The organism is Microbacterium petrolearium (genome assembly GCF_054782875.1).
The window spans coordinates 1-6,306 of record NZ_BAAGRQ010000034.1 but is presented as its reverse complement, the minus strand read 5'-3'; the positions used below and the strand labels follow the sequence as shown (position 1 = coordinate 6,306).

Annotated in this window: 6 protein-coding genes and 2 pseudogenes; 6 read left to right on the top strand and 2 right to left on the bottom strand. The window is 66.8% G+C overall.

What is annotated here, in order from left to right:
• Nucleotides 1–512: pseudogene (locus tag ACYVJ0_RS13350) on the bottom strand (hypothetical protein); the annotation flags it as partial.
• A gap of 322 nt (nt 513–834) precedes the next feature.
• On the opposite strand from ACYVJ0_RS13350, the gene ACYVJ0_RS13345 reads away from it, so the two are divergent.
• The 6 genes and pseudogenes from ACYVJ0_RS13345 (at nt 835) to ACYVJ0_RS13320 (ending at nt 5,971) form a co-directional block, all read left to right on the top strand.
• On the top strand, nt 835–1,464 hold the full coding sequence (locus ACYVJ0_RS13345; RefSeq protein WP_460818340.1) for an endonuclease/exonuclease/phosphatase family protein: 630 nt from the start codon (nt 835–837) through the stop codon (nt 1,462–1,464).
• Nucleotides 1,465–1,576: 112 nt separating this feature from the next.
• The gene (locus ACYVJ0_RS13340; RefSeq protein ID WP_460818338.1) at nt 1,577–1,924 is read left to right on the top strand and encodes a hypothetical protein; all 348 of its coding nucleotides are present in this window, start codon (nt 1,577–1,579) and stop codon (nt 1,922–1,924) included.
• A gap of 7 nt (nt 1,925–1,931) precedes the next feature.
• Nucleotides 1,932–3,644 (top strand): hypothetical protein, encoded by a 1,713-nt coding sequence (locus ACYVJ0_RS13335; RefSeq protein ID WP_460818337.1) that lies wholly within the window; start codon nt 1,932–1,934, stop codon nt 3,642–3,644.
• Nucleotides 3,623–4,102, top strand: a complete 480-nt coding sequence (locus tag ACYVJ0_RS13330; protein ID WP_460818336.1) for a hypothetical protein — start codon at nt 3,623–3,625, stop codon at nt 4,100–4,102. The genes ACYVJ0_RS13335 and ACYVJ0_RS13330 overlap by 22 nt, the downstream gene beginning before the upstream one ends.
• A 51-nt stretch (nt 4,103–4,153) precedes the next feature.
• Nucleotides 4,154–4,513, top strand: a pseudogene (locus ACYVJ0_RS13325) (protein kinase domain-containing protein); the annotation flags it as partial.
• 285 nt (nt 4,514–4,798) lie between these two features.
• Nucleotides 4,799–5,971, top strand: a complete 1,173-nt coding sequence (locus ACYVJ0_RS13320; RefSeq protein WP_460818334.1) for a hypothetical protein — start codon at nt 4,799–4,801, stop codon at nt 5,969–5,971.
• Nucleotides 5,972–6,068: 97 nt separating this feature from the next.
• Here the strand turns inward: ACYVJ0_RS13320 and ACYVJ0_RS13315 are convergent.
• Nucleotides 6,069–6,306, bottom strand: a 238-nt coding sequence (locus tag ACYVJ0_RS13315; RefSeq protein ID WP_460818341.1) for a hypothetical protein, incomplete at its 5' end; no start/stop codon positions are given.

The window sequence follows — 6,306 nt, the reverse complement described above, 5'->3', positions numbered from 1 at the left end:
TCGCGCACCGGCTCGGCGGTGCGGGGGAAGATCACGAGCGCCTCGGCCGAGCCCGCCTCGCCCGCCTCCGCCCCGCCGCGCACGTCGACGACGGAGCCGAGGTCCAGCCGGTCCGCCGCGGGCCCGGCCCGGTCGATCGCGACGCGCACGGGCACCGGCCCGGTCACACCGCCGCCCACGCCCTCGACGCCCTGTGCGACGCCACCGAACCACACGCGCGTACCGTGGGGCTCGACCTTCGTCGTGATCTCCACACGCGCCTGCACCTCCCCCGTCGCGACGAGGTCGGTGGCAGCCGCGCGTGAGGGCGCGAGGACGGCGACGTGGGCCGCCGCTCCCCCGGACGTCGCCAGGGCCACGACCGTGAGGGCCAGCGCCGCGCGCCGCGACGGCACACGCAGCGCACACACGACGAGAGCCGCCGCGGCGAGCAGACTCACCCCGGCGAGGACCCATGCCGCCCCCGGCAGCATCACGGCGCCGAACGCGCCGGCCCATGCGGCACCCGCCACGGGGATCAGGCGCAGGTCGGCGCGCCGTCGACCGCCACGGTGAGAGATGGTGGACAAAGGCGCCGACCCCGCGGCGGAACGAGAGTGCGGATCGACGGGCATGCGGCGAACCTACGCCCGGCGACGCCATCCTGGTGCCATCCACAGGACGGTGCCTGAGCCGGACTGCCCTGACCCTGATGTGAGCGAGCCCAGGTATTCCGCACCCGCTCCTACCAGGCGCTCACCGCCCCATGGTCGAAGTCTCCGTTGCCGGCAGCACCTAGTGACGTGCGCGAAGACGAGGGCCGGTTCGAGCGAGATCCCCGACCAGCTCCACGGCGTGCCGACTGACGACGACGGCACGCCATTGACAGTGATGGGCCGAGGCGCGCTGCAGGTCCGCGTGAAGGCCGGCTCCACGCCGGTTGATCTGGTGAGCGTCCACTTGAAGTCGAAGCTCATCTCCTACCCGGGCGGGCGGTTCCAGCCTCGCGATGAGGGCGAACGCGCGCGGTTCGCGTCGTACGCGCTCATGCGCCGCGCCGCCGAGGCGACCGCCGTGCGGGGCTTCGCCGACACCCTGATCCACGGGGAAGGCGACAACCGGCACGTCCTGGTGCTGGGCGACATGAATGACGAGCCGGCGGCCGCGACCACGCAGATCCTGCAGGGTCCGTCCGGCTCCGAGATCGGCACGACCGGCGCAGACCGACCGGATCAAGGCGACGCGTGGCGGCTCTTCAACCTCGCGCCGCTGATCCCGGAGCCCGAGCGATTCAGCCGCGTGTACCGCGGCCGCGGTGAGCTGATCGATCACATCCTCGTCACCAACGCGACCCGGAAGACCGTTGTCCGCGCCGGCACACGGACTGGAGGGGAAGCGCTGCCGTCCGTGACGGACTCCCCCGCTGCCCGTCGCGACTCCCCCTTCAGCGACCACGCGCTCGTGATCGCTGAGCTCGACCTCTGAGGCGCTCTCGACAACGCCGGCAAACCGGGCGGCGGGCACCTCTACCCATTCGATCCGCCCCTGCGCACGCGTAGCATCTGGCTAACCGACCAGTCAGTCGCGGGGGTGAGAGATGACCGGTGCAGGCGAAGGTTTCGACGTCCAGGTGGACGAAATGCGGGCGACGGGCGACCGTCTCGCGGGCGCACAAGACCGCGCCGCACAAGCCGCGACGGACGCTGCCGCGATTCAGCTCTCCACCTCATCCTTCGGCGTGCTGAACAGCGCGCTCGGCGCTGTCGCAGTTCCGCTGCCGGAGGTCGCGTCCGACATCCTGACTGCACTGTCTCGCGCGCCCGAAGCGTTCCGCCTCGGGATCCGTGCCGCCGCGGACGAGTTCGAGAACGCAGACCTCGAATCCGCGTCCGCGGCAAAGAAGCGCGAAGCCGACCTCGACGCATCGGACTGGGTCCGTGGCTAGCGCGGTCATGACCCACGATGGCGCCGGGACGCAAACGGTGATCAATCCCGCCGCCGCGGAGCTCGCGCGCGGAAGCTGGACGCAAGGGGTCGAGTCCTATCGTCAGCCCCTAGCTGTCGGTCTCACCCCAGGGGCGATCGAGCCGGGCGGATACGGCGCCGACGCGCAGTTCCCACCGGAAGTTGCGCCACACGTCGCGCCCCTACAGGCCTTCGTCACCCAACTGCAGGGAGATGAAGGGACAGTCGAAGCGTTCGCTGTCGGGTGGCGGCGCGTCGCCGGCGCCGTCGAGGACATCGGCCACGACATCGCCGCCACCCGCAGGCGCCTCGACGACATGGACGGCCGGACTATCCGGGCGATGCGGAAGCGGTTCGACGAACTCGAAACCGAAGCCCGCGCCATCGCCGAGTGGGTCGGCGGCGCAGCCGACGCGCTGGACGACGCTTCCCGCATCGTCGTCTCTGTGCGGCGCATGGTCCTCGGCGCACTCGAGCATCTGGCTACCAAAGCCGCGAAAGTGGTGAGCGAACCTCGCCTCACACCAGGCGGGATCGTCGACCCGGCATTCGCCAGAGAAGCGCGGCAGTCCATCGCGGCATGCCAAGGCCTCATCGACCGGATGAACGTGGAGTTCAGCACACTGATCGTCCTCCTCCACACCATCGCCCCCACGGCGCAAGCGTCACTCCGAAACCTGAACGAGATCATCGCCGAGCTCGACACCACCGTCAGTATCGTCAGCACGAGCGCAGTAGATGCATGGCTCGATCAGTTCAGCGGCTACGACCAGCTCGCGACCGACGTCGATGCGGCCCTCGCGCAACTCGCCAAGAAAGAGTGGATCTACCATCCCGCACTGCGCCAGATCATTCGCGACGCGGTTAGAGACCTCTATGTAGCCGATCCGGAGGTCACCGAACTGCATCCCGGTGACCTCGACAGGGATGAACAGGAACTGCTGCGAGACAACACGCGCGTCGGGGAACGAATCAGCAGACTCTCCGAACTCATCGAGGGGAACACGTTCGTCGACGACCTCGGCGGCCAAGACCGCACCGTAATCGACATCAAGAAGGTCGTCAGTGACCCCGCCACCGGGCAGTACCACTACATCGTCACCTTGCCCTCGACTCAGGACTGGAATCGGCTCTCCGAGTTCTTCGACCCCGAAAACGCCTCCAACCCCTATGAGGATGCAGGGGCAACGAACGACCTGGACGCGAACATCGCGATGATAAGCAACAGCCTGGCTGACTCGGGCGCGAACACCCAGTACGAGCGCGCGGTAGTCCAAGCCATGCGCGCCGCCGGAATCACCGAGAACGATCTCGTCGTCTACCCCGGGTTCAGCCAAGGCGGAATCGCCGGTGCCGCGCTGGTCTCCGACCCCACGACTCCAGGGAAGCCAATGGGGCTCGTCGTAGCTGGCTCCCCCGTCGACACCTTCCACATCCCCGCCGACGTACCTGTCCTCGAGTACCAGCACCTCACAGACCCTGTCGCACACGCGGACCTCATGGGCGGCGGCAGCGCTGAGGACAAGCACGTGGTGCACGCCATGGCACCGAACGGCGAACTGTTCGCCGCTGCGCACAACAGCGAGCTCTATGCCGAGACCGCACGGAACTACGACGACGAGCTCGCCGAGAGGTACTCTCACTTCCTCGGCACGGTCGTCGAACAGCAGCAGTACACATGGACGGAGCAGCCGGAGTGAGACGAAGGATACGCATCGCATTCGCCCTGGCCGCCGCGTCCTGCATGCTCGTCGCGTGCGGATCACCCGCCGGCGACCCTCCCACCGAAGCCGAGTCCACGGTGCCGGCGGCACTCGAAGGCGCCGATCTGGGCATCCTCGAGGCGGCCGCCAGCTTCTCGCTTGACGGGTTCACGTACAACTTCCGGGTCACCTTGCACCTTGACCGTGACGCCATCAGCTCCGACGAGCTACGGCAGATCCTCCAGATCATCATCGACACGACAGGCGAAGACGCCGACATAACCCACCTCAGACTGACGGCGGCAGACGGAACGCAACCGGACACCGTCGACCCCGAGCATCTCGTCGACCTGCAGGGCCCCGCTCAGGAGCTGGGTTTCGCGGAATCCGTGTCGCGTGGCAACACCGGGATCTCCATCGCTTGGGAAGAGGTCGCCGACTTCGTCCAGGAATGACCGAGCCATCGAGCCGCGAGATATCCATCGGCTCGAGCCCATAAACGAGGGCTTCTCCACCGTGATGTGAGCCTCCAGAACATCCTGTTGAAGGTCTACGACGGCGGGGCACTGTCAGTGCGACTTTCCGACTTCGGCCTGGTGAAGGTGCCGGATTCGGAGATGACCCGGACCGGTACGGACCTGAAGGGGGTGTTCCGCGACCCGACGCTCGGAAGCTTCAAGGACTACGCGCTCACAAACGAGATCTACGCCATCGGCTGCGTGCTCTCCTACCTATTCACGGGCCGCAAAGGCCTTGGCGTCGCCACAGGTGACGTTGCCCGCATCATCGAGCGGTGCACGACCACGCGCGTTTCGGAGCGCTACTCGACGACTCGCGATATACACGCGGCGGTCGAGCGCCTCTAGAGTGGCGCGCTGGGATCGCAACATCCGGCGGCGTGGGGAAACCGTGGGCGACAGAACGCTCCCGCCAGGCGGCGCGCCGCCATACTGCGAGCCCGATCGCCACCAGGACTACGGCACCGATTGCCACGCCGAGAGCGATCGCTGGCACGATCACGCTCAGCAGCGCGGCGCACCAGCAGGCCACCACGACAACGACTATGCGCAGATCCCGCGGCGCTGCGCCTGCAGGCATCTGCTCGGCGTTCAAGGCGCACGCGGCCCTGAGCTCGCTGGCAGGATCTGAGTATGGACACACTACCCAACGCGGCTGAATTGGGGCATCGACTTCGTACCACCGTGTTGCGGGATTTCCAGCGGCTAGAGCCATCAGACTTCAAAGCGCCATCGGGTGCAGTCACCAGGACCGACATCGGACGCGAGGAGTGCCCGATCCCGGCAGTGATGGGGTTCGCCCTCCAGCTCGCGGGGCTAGAGCGTTTTGGCCCGGAGGAGAAGGTCGCGTGGTGGGTTCCGTTCGTGCGTGAAGGGGTGCGCTACGAGGTCGCACACCAGAAGTTCGGCTTGAGGCTGCGCATCGCCAGCGACGGCCTGAGTGAAGCCGAGGTCGACTCGCGCCTCATGTTGACGAAGAAGAAGCTCATCTCGGCGACGAAGGTGGTGGAGAAGGGCATCAACAAGGTCACCGATCAGCTGGTCGACTCCGGCGACGCAACAGTGGTCAATCAGCACAACCGGCTGCAACGGGCGTACGACTACTTCCGCGACCGTGCACTCAACCCGACGATCGTGGAGGACGAACGCACGCTGATTGAGCCAGGAGGCGAACTCCACATCTCCGGCTGGACGTTCAGGAGCGGTGCTGCCGTGATGCAAGTCAACGCGACGCACGACGTGGTCGCAGCGATAAGCGCCTTCCTGAGCCGGCTCGAGCACGACCTCGTCCTTGCGTTGCCGTTCGCGGGATTCGACCCAGCGAAGGACCATCTCCTCGACTTCATCGGTCAGCGGTGGGGACTCAAGTACGAACGCGTCTTCGGGAAGACTGGTCAAGCAAAGGTCTACCTCGACAAGCTGATCGACGTGGTCGAACGCTGGCGGAACACCTACACGCACGGTGGCTTCGAGAAGGGGAACGAGACGACCGTGTACGCGCACGTACCGGGCGTCGGCGCGTTGCCCATCGGGCTGAGCTCGATGCGTGAGCGATCGTTCCTTTCGCTACCGAATGCGAGCGACGTGACGATCCGGGACGTGTTCGCGCTCTTCGATGAGTTCGACGAGCGGTTCGTAACCGCCGCTCCGCAAGCGAGCGCGTGGATCCAGTCGGGGCTGAGCGTGCGTTTCGATGCGGCCTTCCGCAGTCTTGTTCACTCGCTCGCGGACGACCCAGATGGGCTCCAGCGCTACATCGACTACGTGTCGTACGAGGAGGACAGGGCGGTCAATATGGACTTCTAGCTCGGGGCCAGGCCACCGCGAGTCGTTGAAACCGATGCATGCGAGAGGCGCCAGACGCCCGAACGGGTGACCCCTCGGCGCTCAAGAGGACAGCAGGCTATTCGGCCGGGACGCGAACGGACGGCGTTTCGGCGAGATTCCGGGGTTTGGGGAGGCCCAGTTCGATCAAACCGATCACCTCGCCCAACTCACCCCGGCTTGCAATAGTCTCTCCCGAGACGGCCGTGAGGTGCGACAGCGAGGATGCCTTCATCGCCGCGTCCAGGTCGTCGGAGACGGCGCGCGTGTCGCCCACGGCGATGCCCGGCAGCAGCTGGCCGCCGCCTCCCGGGAGC